The following is a 14,860-nucleotide window of genomic DNA, read 5'->3' as shown; positions in this document are numbered from 1 at the left end:
CGGTGGCGGAAACGCCACCGGCCCTTCCGGCTTTCCGGGGTGATCGAAGCACGTCACTGCATTCCGTGATCGCCGCGACGACGCTGCTCAGCGGCATGGCAACGCCGCGCGGTGTGACGGTGAAAAGCGTTCCCATCAAAAAGTTGCAACAAATCGACGCGACCGTCTTCCCACCAGTCACAGGAATGTCTATGTTCACTTTGGTCCCACTCGTGGGATGTCTTCACCGGCCCGTACCCCCGTTGGGCCGGTTCCCTCACACCGGAGGTACCACGTGCGCAAAGTCGCAGTGGGTCTGCTCGGGCTTTCGCTGACGGCGACGGGACTGGTGGCGGGCACGTCCGCCAGCGCGGCGCCGGCCCCGAAGCTGCCGGCGTCCACGCCGTCGGTCAGCGAGCCGCAGCAGGCTGAGCACGATCTGCCCAACCCGCTCGAGACCAAGCGGCGGGCGCTGCGCCAGGAGGGCCTCAGCGAGGTCCTCTCGGGCAAGGCGAAGGCGCAGAAGATCAACGGCAGCACCGTCGTCAAGGTCGGCAAGGAGCAGGCGAAGGGTGCGGGCAACGCCCGTGTCGCCAAGGCCGGCCCCAGCGCTGCCCAGACGAAGGACCAGTACGTCGAGCTCGCTCGCGAGCGTACCGACAAGATCTTCGTGATCCTCGCCGAGTTCGGCGACGAGCGGCACCCGAACTACCCGGACCAGGACACCGACCCGGACACGGCGGGCCCGACCCGGTTCGACGGTCCGCTGCACAACCAGATCCCGGCCCCCGACCGCAATGTCGACAACTCCACCAACTGGCACCCGGACTACAGCGCGGACTACTTCCGCAAGATGTACTTCGGCACCGGCCAGGGCGACGAGTCGCTGAAGCAGTACTACGAGGCGCAGTCCTCGGGTCGCTACAGCGTCGACGGCGAGGTCACCAACTGGGTCAAGGTCAAGTACAACGAGGCCCGGTACGGCCGTTCCGACGGCTACCCCTGCGCCTCGAACGTCTGCAGCAACACCTGGGCGCTGGTCCGGGACGCCGCCAACCAGTGGGTCGCCGACCAGAAGGCCCAGGGCCGTACGGACGAGCAGATCGCCGCCGACGTCAAGTCGATGGACCAGTGGGACCGCTACGACTTCGACGGCGACGGCAACTTCAACGAGCCGGACGGCTACATCGACCACTTCCAGATCGTCCACGCCGGCGGCGACCAGGCCGACGGTGACCCGATCCAGGGTGAGGACGCCATCTGGAGCCACCGGTGGTACGCGTTCGCGTCCGACCAGGGCAACACCGGCCCGGCCAACTTCCCGGCCGGCGGCACCCAGATCGGCAACACCGGCGTGTGGATCGGTGACTACACGATCCAGCCCGAGAACGGCGGCCGGAGCGTCTTCTACCACGAGTACGGCCACGACCTCGGTCTGCCGGACGACTACAACGTCACCTCGGGTGGGGACAACAACAACGAGCACTGGACCCTGATGGCCCAGAGCCGGCTCGGCGCCAAGACCGACGCCGGCATCGGCGAGCGGGGCGGCGACCTCGGCGCCTGGAACAAGCTCCAGCTCGGCTGGCTCGACTACGAGACCATCAAGGCCGGCCAGAAGCGCACCCTGGAGCTGGGTCCGCAGGAGTACAACTCCAAGAAGGCGCAGGGCGCCGTCGTGGTTCTCCCGCAGCGGGAGTACACCTTCCAGAACGGCAAGCCGTTCGAGGGTGAGAAGCAGTACTTCTCCGGCAACGACGACGACCTGAACAACACGATGACGCGGACGATCGACCTCACCGGGAAGACCACCGCCGCGCTGTCGATGAAGGGTCGCTACAACATCGAAGAGGACTTCGACTACCTCTTCTTCGAGGCGTCCACCGACGGTGGCCAGAGCTGGGTCTCGCTGCCCGGCACGGTCGACGGCAAGGCCCTCAAGGAGATCTCGCCCGGGCGCTACGCCCTGGACGGCTCCAGCGACGACAAGTGGGTCGACGTCAACATCCCGATGGACGCGGTCGCCGGCAAGGTCGTGCAGTTCCGGCTCCGTTACCAGACCGACGGTGGCTTCTCCGCCGGTGGCTTCTACGGTGACGCGATCACCGTCACCGCCGACGGGCAGACCCTGCTCACCGACGGTGCCGAGGCGGGCGCGGGCGACTGGGCCCTCAACGGCTTCGACATCGTGGCCGAGACCTACACCCGGCTGTTCGACAACTACTACATCATGGGCAACCGGTCGTACGTCTCGTACGACCAGTACCTGAAGACCGGTCCGTACTACTTCGGCTACGCCAACACCAAGCCGGACTACGTGGACCACTACGCGTACCAGACGGGTCTGCTGATCTCCTACTGGAACCTCCGGTGGGCCGACAACGACACGTTCGTCCACCCGGGCGAGGGTCGGAACATGATCATCGACGCGCACCCGCGGCCGATCTACAACCTGACCGGCAACCCCTGGCGGGCCCGCGTCCAGGTCTACGACGCGCCGTTCAGCCTGAAGAAGGCCGACTCGTTCACGCTGCACATCAACAGCGTGCCGCAGTACATCCGCGGCCAGGCTGCGCAGCCGCTGTTCGACGACACCAAGCAGTACTGGTTCCCGGAGCTGCCGAACCACGGCGTCAAGCTCCCGGCCACCGGCACCAAGGTCAAGGTTCTGAAGCAGAACGGCACCTCGATGACGGTCCGCTTCTCCTGATCCGCTGATCAGCGCAACACCGCACCACGCAACACGCACGAAGCGATGCCCGGGCAGGGTCACCTGCCCGGGCATCGCCCGTTCCGGCAGGTGATCCGGCCAGACGCGTCGTCCGGCTCGGCACCTCGTCACACCGGGAACCCGGTGCCGGCCCGACCCGTCCAACCGGCGTGCCCATCACCCGTGCCACCGCCCCGTACACCGGTCTCGCCGCCCTGCTGGTCCTCACCACCCTCGCCGGCTGCGCACGGCCGGAGAACGGAGCCCCCGTGGCCGCCTCCCCCGACCCGTCCACCAGCTCGCCCACCGGAGCCGAACCGTCGACGCCGGCCGCGCCGTCGCCCGTCGCGCCGTCGGGGCGTACCCCGTTCTCCGCCACCGACCTGCCGACGCTGCGGCGACCGACCGCGCCGCCCGACAACCCCACCGACCTGCGCCGGCCCGACCTGCTCGCCGGCCGGATCAGCCGGGGCGGCCCCGGCCCCTGCTACGGCCTGGTCACCGACGACGGCCGGGAGTACGCGCTGCACGGCGAGAACATGGGGAACTGGGGCACCGGGACCTGGGTCCGGGTCACCGTCGGACCACCCGCCAGCGGGGTGGACTGCGGGCCCGGCACCCGGGTCGAGCTGCGGAAGATCGAGCCGGTCGGCTGAGGTGCCGGCGGCCGGTTCCGCGCCGGACGGGGTCGTCGGGACGGACAGCGGTTTCCCGGGTCCTAGGCTGTGGCACATGACCGAGCAGCATGGCGGGCCCGTCGACGAGTCCTGCGTCCTGACCGAGGGACCGTGGACGCACCGGTTCGTCGGGGCGAACGGCAGCCGGTTCCACGCCGTCGAGGCCGGCACCGGCCCGATGGTGCTCTTCCTGCACGGCTTCCCGGAATACTGGTGGGCCTGGCGGGAGATGCTGCCGGCGGTCGCCGACGCGGGGTTCCGGGCGGTCGCGGTCGACCTGCGCGGCTACGGCGCCAGCGACAAGCCACCCCGGGGGTACGACGGCTACACCCTCGCCGCCGACGTGGCCGGACTGATCCGGGCGCTCGGCGAACGCGCGGCCACCGTGGTCGGCACCGGTGCCGGCGGGCTGATCGGCTGGACGGCGGCGTCGTTCCACCCCACCCTGGTCCGGCGGCTGGTGGTGCTCGGCGCACCGCACCCGCTGCGGCTGCGGGCGGCCATCTTCGCCGACCCGCGCGGCCAGTTCGCCGCCTCCACCCCCGCGCTGCGGTTCCAGCTACCGCGCTACGAGCACGTGCTGACCCGCGACGACGCCGCAGCCGTCGAGGAGATGCTGCGCCGCTGGGGCGGGCCACGCTGGGTCACCGGCCCCGACTTCGCCGAGTACGCCCGCTGCTGCCGGGCCGCCATGCGGATCCCGCAGGCCGCCTTCTGCGCGCTGGAGGGCTACCGCTGGGCGTTCCGCTCGGTGCTCCGACTGCACGGCTACCGGTTCGTCCGGCTGATGCAGAAGCCGCTGGTCACGCCGACCCTCCAGCTGCACGGGGCGCTGGACACCGCGTCCCTGCCGCGCACCGCCCAGGGCTCCGGCCGGTACGTCACCGCCCCCTACGAGTGGCGACTGCTCGACGAGGTCGGCCACTTCCCGCACGTGGAGGCGCCGGAGGTGGTGCTCGGCGAGATCCTGCGCTGGGCGAAGTCCTGAGTCAGACCCGCTTCTCGCGCAGGTCGGCCACCTCGCCGGCCGGCGCCCAGCCCTGGTAGACGCCGAAGTCGAAGACCTCCAGCCCCATCGCCCGGGCCACCGGCCACCGGCCGCCGGTGTACTCCACCCGCAGCCAGCCCTCGTGCTCGCCGAGCACGATGAACGGCTGCCCCTGCCAGGTGCAGGTGGTCCGGACGTACGCCAGGTCGTCGACCTCGGTCAGCGGCAGCACCCGGACGTACCGGCCGGGGCGTACCTCCTCGAAGCCCTCGCCGGGTTCCGGCTGGTAGAGCCGGACGTCGTCGCCGTCCGGGCTGGCCAGGTATTCCCGGCCCTGCCAGCGGGCCACGTAACCGTCGCGGATCACGCCGCACCGACCTGTCGCCAGAGCAGCGCGTCGGTGTCCAGGATGGCGATCACCCGTTCGCTGCCGTCCGCGCCGATCCGCCACAGCTGCGCGCCGTGCGGCAGCCGGGCGCTGTCCACCTTGAACTCGGCCACCACGTCGCTGCTCTCGCCCGGGGCGAAACCGTTGCCCCGGAACGGCGGGCGTTCAATGACCCAGCCCTCCATGGCCCGCATCGCCGCCTCGTTCTGCCCCCCGTACGGGATGCGGTAGAGGCTCGGGCGGTGCGCCGGCCAGCGGAGCACGTAGATCTCGCCGGCGTCCCGGGTGAACGGCGAGTCGGGGTGGCCGAGGCCGAGCGCATCGTAGAGCTGCGCCGGGGTGTTCAGGTGGGCCAGTTCGTTGGCCCGGTGCACGAAGCCGGAGACCCGGTCGTAGCCGCGCTCCAGGTAGTACGCGAGCTGGCTCGGGGCGACCGCCTTCTGCATGGTCACCGGAAGGGTCGGGTCGACGGCCGGGGGCGCGGGCCGGGGCCGGCTCACCGGTTCCGCGGCGGCCTGCTCCGGTTCGCTCTCCGCGTCGTCGCCCAGCCCCACCTCGGCGGCCCAGTTCGCCAGCCCGACGACCTGTTCGCCGGGATATTTCGCGCCGACCGGGGTGCCCGGGTTGACGGCGAACGACCAGTTCTCGTCGGGCCAGCGCCGGATCAGCTGCACGAACCGCACCAGCACCGTGTCGACCGGCCCGTCGGCCCGGTCCGCGAGCCGCTCCGGCGAGGTGTAGACCACCACGTACGTCTCGCCGTCCAGCTCCTCGGTGTGCCAGACGAAGCCCGGCTCGCCCGGTCGGCTGCCCGGCACCGAACCGGGTGCCACCGGCAGCAGCACCCGGGCCAGCAGCAGGGTGGAGAGGAACGTGTCGGTGCTGCCGCTGCCGGCGGCCCCGAGCAGGTCCTCCTCGACCTCGTTGGCCGGCAGGAAGTCGACCGGGACGGGCCCGGCCGGGACCGCCTCGGTGACCGGCTCGGCCACCGCGGCCGGCGCGGGCCGGGGCGGGTCCGCCGGCACGCCCAGCGGGACGGTGCTGTCGTCGGCGCGGAACGGGAGCGTGGGGTCGTCGGGGGTGGCTGCCGGCACCGGATCGGCAGCGGTCCGGACCGTCCCGAGCACCTCGGTGTCGGGCGCGGGGTCGGCCTCCTCCGGGGCGGCGGGTGCGTCCGCCACGGTCGACGGACCGGCCCAGGGGGCGGCCTCGGCCGGGGCCGACGCGGCCGGGCTCACCGGCTCGGCGAGGTCCAGGTCCCGGGACTCGATGACGGTGCCCTCGATGACGATCGGCGAGAAGCCCCGTCGGGCGGCCGGCGGCCCGGAGGCCGGCTCGACGACCGAGGTGGGGACCTCCTCCGGCTCCTCGACCGGGGCGAACGCCGGGCCGGTCGGGATCGGCCGGGTCGGCTCCGGCGGCACCACGGGTGCCACCGGCTCCGCCGGCTCGGCCGAGGGCGGCCGGCGTCGCGGCAGCGCCTGGGTGGACTCGTCGCCGGGCGCGACCGTCGGGAACGCCCCGGCCGGCTCGCCCACCGGCGCGTGGAACGCCACGGCCGGCTCGCCCGCCGGTGCGGGCGTCGGGAAGGCCCGGGTCGTCTCGTCGGCCGGCGGCGCGGGGCGGGGCATCGCCCGGGTGGTCTCGTCGGCGTTGAACCGGAAGGCCCGGGTGGGCTCCTCCCGCACCGGCTCGTTCAGCGGGCGTCGACGCGGGAACGCCTGGCCGCCCTGACCGAGGCGGGTCGGCGGGACGGCCCGGTCACCGGTCCGGCGCGGCTTGTCCAGTGGCGACATCCGGCGGCTGCGGCCGGATGCCGGCTCGAAGAAGGAACGCCCACCGGGCTCGCCGGGGCGGCCGTTGGCCGGTTCGGTCCCGGCCGGCGCGGCGGCGGTGCCCGTTCCGTCGGCCTCGGTCCCGTCCGGGCGGGGCCGGAGGTCGGCGAGCCAACCACTCAGGTTGTCGCCGCTCTCCTCGGCGCGCAGCGGGGACCGGGGTGGCGGGGTGGGCCGGTCACGGACGGCGTCGCGCTGTTCGCCCTCCGCGGCGGCGCGGCGCAGCGACACCCGCGCGGGAGTCGGCATCGCCGCCGTCCGGTCCCCGTTCGACGCCGGCTGCCCGGGCACGCCACCACGGGCGGGCGGACCGGCCGGGGCGGGCACCGTCGGCGGGACCGGCACCGTCGGCGGGGCGATCACCGGCGGCGGCGGGGCGGCCGGAGTGGGCACCGGCGGCGGGACGGGTGCGGGTGCCGGGACGGGTGCGGCGGGAACGGTGGGGATCCGCACCGTGGCGGGCTCGCGAGGGGCGGCCGGATGCTCGGGGGCGCCGGGGCCGGTGCCGCGACCGGAGCGTCCGCGCCGGCCCGGGCCCGGGCGGCGTTCTCGGCGCGTTCCAACCGGGCGCGGGCACCCATGGTGCGGCCGGGCAGCCGGACGTCGCCGCGGGAGAGCTGCGCGACGAACCAGGCGGGCAGGTAGCCCTCGATCGGCAGGCCGGGGTTGACCGCCAGCCACCACTCGTGGTTGGGCCAGTCGGCCGCCAGGTCGGCGTACGCGACGCGGCGGCTGGTGCCGGCGTGCTCACCGAGGCAGGCCCGCAGCGCGGCGGCGGAGGTGAAGGCGAGCACGTGGGTCCGGCCGCCGGTGGTCCAGGTCCCCCAGCCCATCGGGGCCCGCCCGGCGAGCGCCTCCGCGGAGACCGGCAGCAGCAGCTCGGTGCGGGTCAGGATGCGGAAGTAGAGCTCCTGGTCATGGGCGCGCAGGGCGTCCTGCAGGTCCGTCTCGGCCTCGGTGGCCGGCTCCCATTCGGTCACGGCCACCCCTCCTCCCGCCAACAGGCCATAGGTATCGCGTACAACCTACAAGGTGGTATCAAGATCACAATGGTGGGCCGTCGGCGGCTCACCGCGTCGCGGACGAGGCGCTAACATCGCGTTCCGGAGTCGACACGATACGGAGGCCGTCGATGTCCCGGCCCACCGTCCGCCCGACCCTCACCGCGCTGGCGGCGCTCCTCGTCGCCGTCCTGCCGGCCGCGCCGGTCGCCGCCCGGGCCGCGACCACCTGCGCCAACCCGCCCGCGCCCGCCCGGCCGGTCGCCGACCAGCCGTGGCCACAGCAACGGTACGCCCCGGACCGGCTCACCCCCCTCGCCACCGGGGCCGGCGTGCTGGTCGCCGTGGTCGACTCCGGGGTGGACCGCCGGCATCCGCAGCTCGCCGGGCGGGTGCTCGACGGCGCCGACTTCCTCGACCCGGGCGGTGACGGCACCCGGGACTGCGCCGGGCACGGCACCGGCGTGGCGAGCATCATCGTCGCGTCGCCGCGCCCCGGCATGGCGTTCCGGGGCCTCGCCCCGGGCGCCCGCATCCTGCCGGTACGCGTCAGCGAGCAGCAGGTGGTCGACGGGCGGGAGTCGGGGCGTACGGTCGGGGCGGCCGACTTCGCCCGGGCGATCCGCTGGGCGGTGGACCACCACGCGGACGTGCTGAACCTCTCGGTGGTGCTCTACGCCGACGACCCGGCCGTCCGGGCGGCGGTCGCCTATGCGGTGCGGCGGGACGTGGTCGTGGTGGCCGCCGCGGGCAACCTGCACGACAACGGCGACCCCCGCCCCTATCCGGCCGCGTACGACGGGGTGCTCGGGGTGGGTGCGATCGGGGCGGACGGCGTGCGGGCCCCCTTCTCGCAGACCGGCCCCTACGTCGACCTGGTGGCCCCCGGCACCGACGTGCTGATGGCCGCCCCGGAGCAGGGGCACCACCGGGCGGAGGGGACCAGCTATGCCGCGCCCTTCGTGGCCGCCACGGCGGCACTGGTGCGGCAGTACCGCCCCGAGCTGACCGCCGCCGAGGTGGCGCAGCGGATCGTCGAGAGCACCGATCCGGCCCCCGGCCGGGCCGGCGGGTACGGCGCGGGGACGCTGAACCCGTACCGGGCGGTCACCGAGATGCCGGGTCGGGTCACCGGGCGACCGGGTCGGGCGGCGGCGCTGCCGGCGGAGCGGGTGGACCCGGCGGCGCTGGCCCGGCAGGAACGGCGGGCGACGGCCCGGCGGCGGGCCCTGCTGGTGGCCGGGGCCACCGGGGCGGCGGCGACGGTCACCGTGCTGCTGGCCGTGGTGCTGCCGAGGGGCAACCGGCGCCGCTGGCGCCCGCCTGACCGACCCCGGCCGGCAGACCGACCCCGGCCGGCTGCCGGTGGTGCTCGCGATCCCGGCGGCGAGCGAAGATCGGTGCGTCGGCACCCGACACGGGCGGCGGCGCGGACGAGGTCGTCCGCGCCGCCGTCCGCCCGGCCTCACTGGAAGAGGCCGACGTTCTTCTTCTCGGTGTCGAGGTAGTCGGAGGCGGAGTCCTCCACCGCCAGCTTGATGTCGCGCAGCATCGCCTGGAGGTCCTGCGAGGCGGCACGCCATCGCGCCTGCCGCTGCTCGTACGCCTGGCGGGCCTCGCCGTTCCAGCTCGCCACCAGCGGCGCGGCGTCGCGTTCGAGCTGCCCGAGCTGGCTGTCGAGGGTGTTCAGCGCCTTCTGGATGTCCGCGCCGGCCTGGTGCAGCGCGGCGAAGTTGACGACCAGCACACCGTGGTCCATCGGTTCTCCCCTGGGGTCAGAGCGGCAACTGGATGCCGCGGTTGGTGCCGGCGACGCGGCTGGCGGCCTCGGTGTCCGAGACGTCGTACTGCTGGCCGGCGGTGCGGATCGCGGTGGCGGTCTCCCGCAGGGCCCGCTGGAGCGCCGCCTGGTCCTGCGCCCACTGCTGCTTCACCTGCTCGAAGGAGCGCCCGCCGGCACCCCGCCAGGCCTGTTGCAGCACTTCCAGCTCCGCCATCAGGCCGCTCAGCATGGTCTGCAACGACTGGTCCACCTGCTCGAACTTCGCGGCGGTCTGCTGCATCACCGCGGCTTCTGCCTGGGTCTGGGACACCCGGACGTCACCTCGTCTCCTCGGTCGTGGTCGGCCGTGTGAACGGCCACCGTGGACAGCCACGCGATGCCGGAGCGTGGGGCAGGGGACGGCGGCGCGCGGCGAACTCGTCGCTGACGGTAGCGGTCCGGTTCCTGATGTGCTACCCCCGGGTGCTCCCCTGTGGACAACGCGCCCGGGGCGGACCCCTTACGATGAGCCACGCCACCGTCACCCGACGAGCGGCGGAGGAGGCAGGGTGAGCGCGACCGGACTTCCGGCTGCCCGCCACCAGCCGCTGCCACCACAGTGGATCCCGGCGTCCCGGGTGGGCGTACGCGTGGGTCAGGTGGTGGCCGCGCAGGTCGCGGTGGCGGTGCTCGCGGCGGCCGTCGGGCGGGGGCCCTGGCCGACTGTCGGGGCCCTGCTGCTGGCCGTGCTGCTGCTGCCCGGCGCCTGGGTACGGCTGCGCGGGCGGTGGCTCTTCGAGTGGGCGGTCGTCGGGCTGGCCCACCTGTCCCGTCGGCGGGTCCTGCCCCCGGCCGCCGGGCCGACCGCGCTGCTGGACCTGGTCGACCGGGGCGCACAGCTGCGCTCCGCCGAGCTGGCCGGCGGCCCGGCCGCGGTGGTGGACGACGCGGCCGGGCTGACCGCACTGCTGGAGATCGGCGACCCGGGCGACCTGCTGGGCGACGGCCGACGGCTGCTGCCGGGGCCGCTCGCCCTGCTCCCGCCGGCCACCCCGGAGAGCCCGCCGGTCCGGGTGCAGCTGTTGCTCTCCGGGTCACCGGCGCCCGCCCCGGCGGTCGCGGCCGGCACGGCGGGCACGTCGTACCGGCAGCTCACCGACGGGCGGCTGGCCGGGCGGGAGCGGGCGGTGCTGGCGGTCCGGGTGCTGCGGGTCGACGGCTGGTCGGACGAGGAGCTGCGGCGCGCCCTCTCCGGCACGGTCCGGCGGGTCGTCCGCCGGCTGGGCCCGCTGACCGGGCGTCCGCTGGGCGAGCAGGCGGCGCTGCGCGTACTGGCGGAACTGGCCCACCACGACGCCGGCGGACCGACCCGCGGGTCCTGGCAGACGGTGCACACCGGGGGTCTGCTGCAGACCACCTTCCGGATGCGTCGCTGGCCGGACCCGCGCGTCGAGGCCGGCCAGCGGCTGGTGCCCCGGCTGCTCGCGTTGCCGGCCACCGCGACCACCGTGTCGCTGGGGTTCGGTCCGCACGCCGGATCCGGTCCGGTGCCGGCCGAGCTGACCGTACGCCTGGCCGCCTGGACCGCCGGTGAGCTGGCGCTGGCCGCCCAGGCGGCGCGGCGGTTGGTCGCCGATGCCGGCGGCGAGCTGCGGCGGCTCGACGGCGAGCAGGTGGACGGGCTGGCCGCCACCCTGCCGCTGGCGGTGGCCCGCCCCGGTGCCTCGGTGGGCGGTGCGGCGCTGGACGCGCTGGAGTTGCCGCTGGGCGAGGCCGGGCTGATGGTGGGGGCGAACCGGCACGGCGGGGCGGTCACGGTCCGGCTGTTCCGTCCGGAGGCGACCCGGTTGATGCTGGTCGGCGGGGTACGCGTCGCGCAGCTCACCGTGCTGCGCGCGCTGGCCCTCGGTGCCCGGGTGGTGGTGCAGACCACCCGTCCCCAGGTGTGGGAGCGGTTCGTCCGGGGGGTCGGCGCGATCCCGGTGACGCCGCCCGGCCGTCCGGTGGGTGGCCCGCCCGGCAGCCCGCTGCAGCCGCTGCTGCTGGTGCTGGACGCCGGTCCGGCGCCGGCCGACGCCCCGCCCGGCCCGCCCTGGCAGTCCACCCTGGTGGTCCGGGACGAGCTGACCCCGGCCGACGTGGACGCGCTCGGCCGGGCCGACCTGGCGATCCTGCAACCGTTGGACCCGGGCGAGGCCGCGCTGGCCGGTGCCGCGCTGGGGCTCGGCGGGTCGGCGGAGTGGTTGACCCGGATCCGGGACGACATGGTGGCGGTGGTGAACCGGCGGGCCCTGCGTTGGGCACTGCTCTCCCCGACGCCGATCGAGTCGCAGTTGGTGGGGCGCCCGACCCGGGGTTGAGCGGGTTCCGTCGGTGGCCGGGGCGTGGCACGATCCCGGCCATGGGTTTTCTGAAGGGTCTTCTGATCCGGCTGGGCTCCACGGCGGTCGCCTTCTGGTTGGCCACGCTGCTCATCCCGGGCATCTCGCTGGACTCCGACTCGGCGACCGACGCGGTGCTCACCCTGGTGCTGGTCGCGGTGATCTTCGGAGTGGTCAACGCGGTGCTCCAGCCGATCATCAAGACCGTCGGTTGCGGCTTCTACCTGCTGACCCTCGGTCTGATCGCGCTGGTGGTGAACGGCCTGCTCTTCCTGCTGACCAGTTGGATCGCCGACCAGGCCGGCCTGCCGTTCCACGTGGACGGTTTCTGGCCGGCTGCGGTCCTCGGCGCGCTCTTCGTCGGCATCGTCACCTGGCTCCTCGGCGCGGTCCTCGACCGCGACTGAGCCGTCCGCCGGTTCCCGCCCACCCGGCCAGGCCAGTGGGCGGGAATTGGCTGGCGAGGGGGCCCGGCGCCGGGACTAGCGTCGCAGGGGTGTTCACCGTGACCCGCCCCGACGGCTACCAGCTCAGCACCGCTGCCGACCGCCTCGACCTCGACCTGGTGCACCGGTGGCTCTCCACCGACGCGTACTGGGCGCTGGGGCGGGACCGGGAGACGGTGGCGCGCGCCTTCGCCGGCTCGCTCGGTTTCGGCGTCTACCGGCCCGGCGACGGCCGGCAGGTGGCCGTGGCCCGGGTGGTCACCGACCGGGCGACCTTCGGCTGGCTCTGCGACGTCTACGTGGACCGGGCCGAGCGGGGTCGGGGGCTGGGCACCTGGCTGGCCGGCGCGGTCCGCGACCACCTGGCCGAGCTCGGCGTACGCCGGATCCTGCTGGCCACCGCGGACGCGCACGGGGTGTACGGGAAGCTCGGCTTCACCCTGGTCGCGCCGGACCGCTTCATGGAGTGGGACCAGCGGGTGAACCGGGTCACCGGAAAGGAACCGTCCGGCGATTCGCCCCTTACGGTGGAGGGGTGAACCAGACCCGCCTCGGCTACCTGTACGGGCTCGGCGCGTACCTGCTCTGGGGTTTCTTCCCGATCTACTTCAAGCTGCTGCGCCCGGCCGGGCCGATGGAGATCCTGGCGCACCGGGTGGTCTGGTCGGTGGCGTTCGTGGCGCTGCTGCTCGCCGCGCTGCGCAACTTCGGTTTCCTGCGGGCCCTGGCCCACCGGCCCCGGACGCTGGCCGGCATCGTCGGCGCAGCCGCCCTGATCGCGGTCAACTGGGGCGTCTACATCTACGGGGTGAACTCCGACCGGGTGGTGGAGACGGCCCTCGGCTACTTCATCAACCCGCTGGTCTCGGTGCTGCTCGGGGTCTTCGTGCTGCGGGAGCGGCTCCGCCCGGCGCAGTGGGCCGCCCTCGGCGTGGGCGCGCTGGCCGTCGCGGTACTGACCGTCGACTACGGACGCCTGCCCTGGCTGGCGCTCACCCTGGCGGTCAGCTTCGCCGGGTACGGCCTGGTCAAGAAGCGGCTCGGGCTGCCGGCCGCCGAGGGGCTCTTCGTCGAGTCGGCGGTGCTGGCACTGCCCGCGCTGGCCTACCTCGGCTGGTTGGTCCGGCGCGGCGAGTCGACGTTCGGGCACGTGTCGGCCGGGCACACCACGCTGCTGGTGCTGGCCGGCGCGGCGACCGCCGTCCCGCTGCTGCTCTTCGCCGGTGCGGCGAACCGGCTGCCGCTCTCCGCGGTCGGCATGCTGCAGTACCTGACCCCGACGCTCCAGCTCGGCTGCGGGGTGCTGATCTTCCACGAGCCGATGCCACCGGCCCGGCTCGCCGGCTTCGCGCTGGTCTGGGCCGCCCTGATCGTCTTCACGGTCGACGCCCTGCGCCAGGCCGGGCACGCCCGCGCCGAGGCCCGGGCGGCGGCCGAGGCCACCCCGGTCCCCGCCGCCCGCTGACCCCTCAGCGGACGTCGTAGGCCAGGACCGGGGTGCCGTCGCCGCGCAGGAGTTCCAGCCGGACCAGCTCACCGCGGGTGAAATGGGTGGCGCCGGTGAGGCGCACGTCGTCGCCGGGGGCGGCCAGCCAGGAGCCGACCTGCTCCGTCGCGCCGTCCGGGCCGTGCGCCACCAGCCGGAAGGTGTACGCCTCGCGGTGCCCGGCCCGCCGGTCGTAGCCGCAGCGCATGGTCACCTCGGTCCCCCAGCCGGTGCTGTTCAGCGCCAGCTCGGCGTGCACCGGCACCGCCTCGGCGACCGGGCGCATCGCCACCAGCGGCACCTTCGGCGGGGGTGGCGCGGCCGGCCGGAGCAGGGTCACCCCGACGCCCACCAGCACGGCGAGCAGGGCCGCGGCGAGGGTGCTCACCGCGTACCGTCGGCGTGAGCGGGACCGGTCCCGGCGCCGGCGCTCCCGCGCGGCGTCGAGCAGGGCGGGCAGCCGGGAGGTCTCCGACCCGGACGGCAGGAACTGCTCCAGCCCGGCCGGGTCGAGCCGGCCGAGCAGGCCGGGCAGCACGGCGATCTCGGCCACCGCCTCCCGGCAGGCCGCGCAGCCGGCGAGGTGCCGTTCGTAGGCGGCGCGGTCGGCGGGGGCGAGGGCACCCAGCACGTACGCGCCGTCGTCGTGCGCGAACTCGCAGTGGGTCATCCGGTCACCCCCATCTCGGCCAGCACCAACCGTAGTGAGCGCAGTGCGTAGTGGGTGCGCGACTTCACCGTGCCCGGCGGGACGCCGAGCCGGGCGGCGGCCTCGGCCACCGACCGTCCCTGATAGAAGCACTCGACCAGCACCTCCCGGTGGGTCGGGCTGAGCCGGTTCAGGGCCTCGGCCACGGTCCACGCCTCCACCGCGCGCTCCGCCTCGTCGACCGTCGCGGGAGGCTCGGGCAGCTCGTCGGTGTAGACCTCGCCGACCCGGGCGGACCGGCGTCGCCAGGCGTCGATGGCCAGGTTCCGGGCGGTGGTGAAGAGCCAGGCCCGGACCGAACCGCGTCGCGGGTCCAGCGACTCCGGGTGCCGCCAGGCCCGCAGCAGCGTCTCCTGCACCAGGTCCTCGGCGCGCGTCCGGTCGCCGTTGACCAGCCGCAGGGCGTGCGCGAAGAGCGCGTCGGCATGTTCGTCGTGCAGCGCGCGGAGCAGGTGGGCGTCGTGGTCGCTGATGGCGGTCTCCTCGGACGGTGAGCCC

Annotated in this window: 14 protein-coding genes and 1 pseudogene; 8 read left to right on the top strand and 7 right to left on the bottom strand. The window is 74.3% G+C overall.

What is annotated here, in order from left to right; genetic code table 11:
- The first annotated feature begins 289 nt into the window (after positions 1–289).
- From MRQ36_RS14870 to MRQ36_RS14860, 3 genes are all read left to right on the top strand, one after another.
- A complete protein-coding gene (locus MRQ36_RS14870) occupies positions 290–2,689 on the top strand; it encodes an immune inhibitor A domain-containing protein (RefSeq protein WP_242801118.1) in 2,400 nt (799 codons plus the stop codon).
- Between the two features lie 170 nt (positions 2,690–2,859).
- Positions 2,860–3,345 (top strand): hypothetical protein, encoded by a 486-nt coding sequence (locus MRQ36_RS14865; protein WP_242796084.1) that lies wholly within the window; start codon positions 2,860–2,862, stop codon positions 3,343–3,345.
- Between the two features lie 76 nt (positions 3,346–3,421).
- On the top strand, positions 3,422–4,354 hold the full coding sequence (locus MRQ36_RS14860) for an alpha/beta fold hydrolase (RefSeq protein ID WP_242796081.1): 933 nt from the start codon (positions 3,422–3,424) through the stop codon (positions 4,352–4,354).
- A gap of 1 nt (position 4,355) precedes the next feature.
- Here MRQ36_RS14860 and MRQ36_RS14855 read toward each other — a convergent pair whose 3' ends face one another.
- Genes MRQ36_RS14855 through MRQ36_RS34445 form a run of 3 tightly spaced genes read right to left on the bottom strand, consistent with a single transcriptional unit; the run spans position 4,356 to position 7,557 of the window.
- Entirely contained in the window at positions 4,356–4,721 is a 366-nt protein-coding gene (locus tag MRQ36_RS14855) for a hypothetical protein (RefSeq protein ID WP_242796079.1), read from the bottom strand.
- On the bottom strand, positions 4,718–6,970 hold the full coding sequence (locus MRQ36_RS14850; RefSeq protein ID WP_242796077.1) for an SseB family protein: 2,253 nt from the start codon (positions 6,968–6,970) through the stop codon (positions 4,718–4,720). Before MRQ36_RS14850 ends, MRQ36_RS14855 begins: the two co-directional genes overlap by 4 nt.
- Complete coding sequence (locus MRQ36_RS34445; RefSeq protein WP_374250195.1) at positions 6,937–7,557, bottom strand: SseB family protein; 621 nt, start codon at positions 7,555–7,557, stop codon at positions 6,937–6,939. The genes MRQ36_RS14850 and MRQ36_RS34445 overlap by 34 nt, the downstream gene beginning before the upstream one ends.
- Before the next feature lie 152 nt (positions 7,558–7,709).
- On the opposite strand from MRQ36_RS34445, the pseudogene mycP reads away from it, so the two are divergent.
- Positions 7,710–8,906 (top strand): annotated as a pseudogene (mycP, locus tag MRQ36_RS14840) (type VII secretion-associated serine protease mycosin); the annotation flags it as partial.
- 137 nt (positions 8,907–9,043) lie between these two features.
- Here mycP and MRQ36_RS14835 read toward each other — a convergent pair.
- Entirely contained in the window at positions 9,044–9,337 is a 294-nt protein-coding gene (locus tag MRQ36_RS14835) for a WXG100 family type VII secretion target (protein ID WP_242796075.1), read from the bottom strand.
- 16 nt (positions 9,338–9,353) lie between these two features.
- The gene (locus MRQ36_RS14830; protein ID WP_242796073.1) at positions 9,354–9,671 is read right to left on the bottom strand and encodes a WXG100 family type VII secretion target; all 318 of its coding nucleotides are present in this window, start codon (positions 9,669–9,671) and stop codon (positions 9,354–9,356) included.
- Between the two features lie 139 nt (positions 9,672–9,810).
- Between MRQ36_RS14830 and eccE the strand changes: the two genes are divergently transcribed.
- The 4 genes from eccE (at position 9,811) to rarD (ending at position 13,632) form a co-directional block, all read left to right on the top strand.
- Positions 9,811–11,700 carry a type VII secretion protein EccE gene (gene eccE / locus MRQ36_RS14825; protein WP_374250193.1) on the top strand — a complete coding sequence of 630 codons (1,890 nt, stop codon included), beginning with the start codon at positions 9,811–9,813 and terminating at the stop codon, positions 11,698–11,700.
- Positions 11,701–11,741: 41 nt separating this feature from the next.
- On the top strand, positions 11,742–12,128 hold the full coding sequence (locus tag MRQ36_RS14820) for a phage holin family protein (protein WP_242796071.1): 387 nt from the start codon (positions 11,742–11,744) through the stop codon (positions 12,126–12,128).
- An 89-nt stretch (positions 12,129–12,217) separates the two neighbouring features.
- A complete protein-coding gene (locus MRQ36_RS14815) occupies positions 12,218–12,706 on the top strand; it encodes a GNAT family N-acetyltransferase (protein WP_242796070.1) in 489 nt (162 codons plus the stop codon).
- Positions 12,703–13,632, top strand: coding sequence for an EamA family transporter RarD (rarD, locus tag MRQ36_RS14810; protein WP_242796069.1), 930 nt, complete (start codon positions 12,703–12,705; stop codon positions 13,630–13,632). The genes MRQ36_RS14815 and rarD overlap by 4 nt, the downstream gene beginning before the upstream one ends.
- A 4-nt stretch (positions 13,633–13,636) precedes the next feature.
- Here rarD and MRQ36_RS14805 read toward each other — a convergent pair whose 3' ends face one another.
- Complete coding sequence (locus MRQ36_RS14805) at positions 13,637–14,323, bottom strand: anti-sigma factor (RefSeq protein ID WP_242796068.1); 687 nt, start codon at positions 14,321–14,323, stop codon at positions 13,637–13,639.
- Complete coding sequence (locus tag MRQ36_RS14800; protein WP_242801114.1) at positions 14,320–14,814, bottom strand: sigma-70 family RNA polymerase sigma factor; 495 nt, start codon at positions 14,812–14,814, stop codon at positions 14,320–14,322. Before MRQ36_RS14800 ends, MRQ36_RS14805 begins: the two co-directional genes overlap by 4 nt.
- Positions 14,815–14,860: the final 46 nt, after the last annotated feature.

Origin of the sequence: Micromonospora sp. R77, from assembly GCF_022747945.1 — a bacterium.
Lineage (GTDB): Bacteria > Actinomycetota > Actinomycetes > Mycobacteriales > Micromonosporaceae > Micromonospora.
Note: the sequence above shows the minus strand (reverse complement) of the source record. Positions and strands in the feature narration are given on the sequence as shown.

Coding starts and splice junctions, on each gene's coding strand:
- MRQ36_RS14860 (WP_242796081.1), top strand. CDS start 3,422: ATGACCGAGCAGCATGGCGGGCCCGTCGACGAGTCCTGCGTCCTGACC.
- MRQ36_RS14835 (WP_242796075.1), bottom strand. CDS start 9,337: ATGGACCACGGTGTGCTGGTCGTCAACTTCGCCGCGCTGCACCAGGCC.
- MRQ36_RS14820 (WP_242796071.1), top strand. CDS start 11,742: ATGGGTTTTCTGAAGGGTCTTCTGATCCGGCTGGGCTCCACGGCGGTC.
- MRQ36_RS14805 (WP_242796068.1), bottom strand. CDS start 14,323: ATGACCCACTGCGAGTTCGCGCACGACGACGGCGCGTACGTGCTGGGT.